Source organism: Cellulosimicrobium cellulans (genome assembly GCF_042723955.1).
GTDB lineage: Bacteria > Actinomycetota > Actinomycetes > Actinomycetales > Cellulomonadaceae > Cellulosimicrobium > Cellulosimicrobium cellulans_H.
Map to the genome: position 1 here is coordinate 21,071 of NZ_JBHXIC010000045.1, position 5,085 is coordinate 26,155.

Genomic DNA, 5,085 nt, shown 5'->3' on the forward strand with positions numbered 1-5,085 from the left:
CTCGCTCGCCCCCCGCGCGTCCGCGCTGCCGGCTGGACGTGACACCAGACACCGACTGCGCCCCGCGCCCCGCCCCCCCCGCGCGCCCCGCCCCCCCCCTCGCCCGTGTGCTCGTCGTGCGGTGCGTCAGGCGCAGGGGCTGCCCGCGTCCCAGGCGCCGTGCACGTCGGTGCCGGGTTGGGACCCGGTGGTCCACCACTGCGCGGTGTAGCTCACGCCCGCGCGGGTGACGACGTCGCCCGCGGTGTAGGTGCGGCCGGCGTCCCAGGCGTCGCCGCAGGCGGGTGCTTCTCCCCCTGGGGCGGTGCCGGCACCGCCGATGGCGCGCCAGGGGCCGTTCGGCTGTCCGGGCTCCTGGTTCCGGGTCCACCAGGCGGCGCGGTACTCGACGCCGTCGTGGTAGACGACGTCGCCCTGGGTGTACACGCCCGACGCGTACCAGGGGGCCGCCGCGTCGGCGGGGACGAGCGGGCCGGGGGTGGCGGTCTCGAACGTGCCCCGGAGGGTCCCGAGGAGCTCGTTGTCGTCGTCACCGGCGAGGTCCCAGAAGTAGCCGCCGCCGTAGCCGCTCGTGGCGAGGTACTCGGCCTTGGCCGTCACGGAGCGCGGGGTGTCCGCGCTCCACCACTCGCCGTCGCCGTAGAAGTAGCCCTGCCCGGCGACCTCGTCGTAGTACTCCGGGAGGCCCTTGGCCTTGATGTCGGAGTAGTAGGTGAACGGGAGGGCGCCGTCGGCCGCGGCACCGGGTGTCGGGTCGGTGACGTTCTTCCAGCCGTAGCCGTACGCGGCCATGCCGAGCACGAGCTTCTCCTTGGGCCACCCGGCGGCGTGGTACGCGCCGAGGACACCGTCGGCGGCGAGCCCCCAGTTGGCGGGCTCGCCCGTCGTCGGGTCGTCGTAGACGTGCAGGTTGCCCTGGTGACCGGTCCGGGTGGTGTTCCAGTCGCCGTGGTAGTCGTAGCCCTGGACGTTGATGAAGTCGAGCGCCTCGACGAAGCGCGGGTCGAGCCAGCCGCCGTAGGTGCGCGGGGCCCAGCCCGCCGGTGCGAAGCCGGTGATCTGGTAGTCCTCGCCCGTCTCCGCGCCGAGCTCGTCGAGCTCGGCACGCAGGAGCTGCGCGAACTGTACGAAGTTCTCCGCGTCCTCCTCGGGTCGCGGCGTGGGGTGCTCGCCGGTCGCGCCGGGCCATTCCCAGTCGAGGTCGACGCCGTCGAAGATCCCGGCGGCGACGCCGTCGCCACCCTTGGTGCCGTTCTCCGCGTCCTGGACGACGGGCAGGTTCCCGCGGAAGTACAGGTCGAGGCAGGACTCGACGAGCCGCTCGCGGTTCTCGGGCGTGGACACGGCGTCGGAGAAGTTGTCCGACCAGGTCCAGCCGCCGAGCGAGATGAGGACCTTCAGGCCCGGGTTGGCCTCCTTGAGCTTCTTGAGCTGGTGGAAGTTGCCCGCGAGCGCCTGGTCGGCGGTGTCCGCGACGCCGTCGACGGTCTGCCCGGCCGGCTTGAGCTGCACGTAGTCGTTGAGGGGGTCGCCCTCGAGCCCGCCGTCGACGGGGTCCTCCCGGTCGGTGATGTCGCAGACCAGGTCGGTCGTGACGTTGCCGAACGCGTAGTTGAGGTGCGTCAGGTCGGACGCCGCCCCGGTGGTCTGGAGGTCGGCGACCTGGTAGCCGTCCTCGTTGCCGGCGTCCCACGCGGGGTAGTAGCCGACGGTCTTGTAGCCGTTGGCGCCGTCTCCGCCGGCCGTCGCGGGTGCGGCGTGCGCCGCCCCGACCGTGCCGGCGACGAGCGCCGCCGTCGCTGCGAAGGCGAGCCCTGCGGCTGCCGTCCTGGGGGTTCGTGTCATTCGAGAATGCCTCGCTGCTTCTCCGGGCCCGGCCACTGCGGCGGGTCGTGACGAAAATGCAAAGGTAACCTTCCTAATCATTCTTGCCCAGAGGGTTCCCAGGATGCGAGAACGGCGCGTCTCGCACGGGCTCGGCCGCCGACGGTCCGGGGCGCGGCGGCGACCGCCTAGGGTTGGGGGGTGAGTGTCGTCGCCGAGCTGCGAGCGCTGCTGCGGCTGCGCGGGTTCCGCAGGCTGTTCGCCGTGCGCCTCGTCTCGCAGGCCGGGGACGGCATGTTCCAGGTCGGCCTGGCGTCGCTGCTGTTCTTCTCCCCCGAGTCGCAGGGCACCGCCGCGGCGATCGCCGGCGCGTTCGCGGTGATGCTCGCGCCGTTCACGATCGTGGGCCCGTTCGCGGGCGTGTTCCTCGACCGCTGGCAGCGCCGGCAGGTGCTCGCGTGGGGCAACGCGGTGCGCGTGGTCATCACGCTGGGGATGGCGGCGCTCATGCTCTCGGGCGGCGTGAGCGGGTGGATCTACGCGCTCGGTCTCGCGGCGCTCTCGGTGAACCGCTTCCTCCTCGCGGGCCTTTCCGCGGGTCTGCCGCGCGTCGTCGACGGCCCGCTGCTGCTCACCGCGAACTCCCTGACGCCGACGCTGGGCGCGGGCGCGGCGTTCGTCGGGGGCGGTATCGGTTTCGTCCTGGGGCTCGCGTTCGAGCCGGGCCGCGTCAAGGACTCGTCCGCCCTCGTGTGCGCGGCGCTCGTCTTCGGGGTCGCGTCGCTGCTCGCGCTGCGCCTCGGCCGGACGCAGCTCGGCCCGGAGCGCCCCGCCGAGTCGGCGATCCGGTCGGAGATCGTCAAGGTCGCACGCGGCCTGGCCGACGGCGCCCGCTACCTCGTCGCGCGCCGCACCCCGGGCCAGGCGCTGCTCGCGATGGCGACGCACCGCTTCCTCTACGGCGTGGTCTTCATCGCCTCGATCCTCATCGCCCGGAACCTCCTCGACGCGGGGAGCCAGACGGCGGGCATGGCGACGTTCGCGATCGTCGTCGGTCTGACGGGCCTGGGCGGTGCCGGGGCCATGGTGCTCACGCCGACGCTCTCCCGGTACACGGGCCCGCAGGTGTGGATCGCGATCATGCTGCTGCTCGCCGCGGCGAGCCAGCTCCTGCTCGTGACGACGCCGTCGCGCGCGGTCGTGTACACGGGCGCCGCCCTGCTCGGGCTGGCCGCGCAGGGCACCAAGATCGCGGTGGACACGATCGTCCAGCGCGACACCGACGACGAGTACCGCGGCCGGGCCTTCGCGTTCTACGACGTCCTGTACAACGCGGCGTTCGTCGGCGCCGCCGCCCTGGCGGCGTTCACGCTCCCGGACACGGGCTGGTCGCGCGGTGTGTTCGTCGCCCTCGCGGTCGCCTACGCGCTCGCCGCCCTCGTGATGTGGACGCGCGGGGCACGGACCCCGGCCGGGGTGGGGGACGCCGTCGGGCACGACGGCGCACGGCCGGCCTCCGAGGCTGCCGCGCCCGGCGAGGTCTCGGCCACCGGCGACGACGTCCCGGCCGCGCGACCGGGAACCTGACGGGGCGCAGCCGCTCGACCGGGCTCAGCCGAGCTCCGAGGCGAAGGCCCGGAGGTCGTCGACGACGAGCTGTGGTTCCTCCAGGGCGGCGAAGTGCCCGCCGCGCGGCATCGTCGTGAACCGCCGGACGTCGAAGAACCGCTCCGCGTACTCGCGCGGAGGCTGCGAGATGTCGCGCGGGAAGATGGCGACCGCCGTCGGCACGTCGATGCGCGGCGACGAGCCAGCGTCGCCACCCTCCCCACCCGACCAGCCGTCGTCGGCGCCCTCTCCGTCCGACCATGCGGCGTCGTCCCCTGCGTCGCCCCCTGCCTCGCTGCCCCAGTCGCCGTCGAGCCCCTCGTTGTAGAGGCGCATCGAGGAGCGGATCGAGTTGCCGAGCCAGTAGAGCATCACGTTGGTGAGCAGGTCGTCGTCCGACGGCAAGGTGTCGGAGAGGTAGCCGAAGTGGTCGACGAGCCACGCGGCGAGGCCGACGGGCGAGTCGCTCAGGCCGTAGGACAGCGTGAGCGGGCGCGACGACTGGATCCCGACGTACCCGCCGTGCGTCTCGCCCCACGCGTCGACGGCGGCGAGCATCGCGCGCTCCCCCTCGCTCGCGGTCTCTCGGTCGACGAGGAACAGGTTGGGAAACGGGACGTCGGTGAGGTGGAGGCCGACGACGCGGTCGGGGTGGGCGCGCGCGACCTCCTGCGCGACGACACCGCCCCAGTCGCCGCCGTGCACGAGGTAGCGGTCGTAGCCGAGGCCCTCCATGAGGCTCGCGACGACCTCGGCGCTCTGCGCCCCGCTCACGGTCCCGGCCTCGGGCTGCTCCGAGAAGTCGAAGCCTGGCAGCGAGGGGACGACGACGTCGAACACCGGCTCGTCGGGGCCGACCGCCGGATCGCGGCCCGTGAGGCGGTCGACGACGTGCGCGAACCGGTAGAACGAGTCCGCCCAGCCGTGCAGCAGCAGGATCGCCGGGGCGCCCGGGCGCACCGCACGCTCGTGGATCGCGTGGAGATCGCGACCGTCGATCGCGGCCACGACGTGGTGGAAGCGGTTGAGGCGCTTCTCCTGCGCGCGCCAGTCGTAGCCGTCGAGCCAGTGCACGACGAGGCGGCGCATCGTCGCCACCTCGGTACCGCGCTCCCAGCCGCGCTCCTGGAGCTCGGCGGGCCAACGGGTGCGGGAGAGGCGCTCGTGCAGGTCGTCGAGCTCGGCCTGGGGGACGTCGATCAGGAACGGTCGGAACTCCATCAGGGCCTCCGGTGTCTCGGTGGTGGGTCCGTCCTCGACGCTAGGCGGGGTAGCGGTCAGCCGCGGTCCTCTTCTCGTCGCTCTCTCAGCCCCTCCCCGTCGCGACCGCGTTCTGCTGTCGGCAGCGCCGATGAGTCCGCGGGCGAAAAGAGGTCGTCACGTCGGGCGGGAATAACGCAGGATGGTGGATGGTCGTACAGGGTACGGATCGACGTGGCTGGGCCGCGCCGATCGTCCCGGGTCACCCACCCTCCCCGTGGCCCGCCGACCGAGAACCGACACCGCCGTGGGGGGGGCCCCCCCCCCGCCCCCCCCGCCGCCCCCCCCCCCCCCCCCCCCCCCCCCCCCCCCCCCCCCCCCCCCCCCCCCCCCCCCCCCCCCCGCGGGGGCGCCCCCCCCCCCCCCCGCGCCCCCCGCCCCCCCCCCCCCGCG

3 protein-coding genes are annotated in these 5,085 nt (G+C 73.9%); 1 reads left to right on the plus strand and 2 read right to left on the minus strand.

The features are described 5' to 3' along the window. Window positions 1-126: 126 nt before the first annotated feature. Window positions 127-1,845: a glycosyl hydrolase family 18 protein gene (locus tag ACFWH7_RS13215; protein ID WP_378216963.1), complete on the minus strand. Its 1,719-nt coding sequence runs from the start codon at window positions 1,843-1,845 to the stop codon at window positions 127-129. A 180-nt stretch (window positions 1,846-2,025) separates the two neighbouring features. Between ACFWH7_RS13215 and ACFWH7_RS13220 the strand changes: the two genes are divergently transcribed. After that, complete coding sequence (locus tag ACFWH7_RS13220) at window positions 2,026-3,411, plus strand: MFS transporter (RefSeq protein ID WP_378216964.1); 1,386 nt, start codon at window positions 2,026-2,028, stop codon at window positions 3,409-3,411. A gap of 24 nt (window positions 3,412-3,435) precedes the next feature. Here ACFWH7_RS13220 and ACFWH7_RS13225 read toward each other — a convergent pair whose 3' ends face one another. Beyond that, a complete protein-coding gene (locus ACFWH7_RS13225) occupies window positions 3,436-4,653 on the minus strand; it encodes an epoxide hydrolase family protein (RefSeq protein WP_378216965.1) in 1,218 nt (405 codons plus the stop codon). Window positions 4,654-5,085 lie beyond the last annotated feature (432 nt).

What these genes read in the sequence shown, in the direction of transcription:
- ACFWH7_RS13225 (WP_378216965.1), bottom strand. Translation starts at nt 4,653, where the DNA reads ATGGAGTTCCGACCGTTCCTGATCGACGTCCCCCAGGCCGAGCTCGAC.
- ACFWH7_RS13215 (WP_378216963.1), bottom strand. Translation starts at nt 1,845, where the DNA reads ATGACACGAACCCCCAGGACGGCAGCCGCAGGGCTCGCCTTCGCAGCG.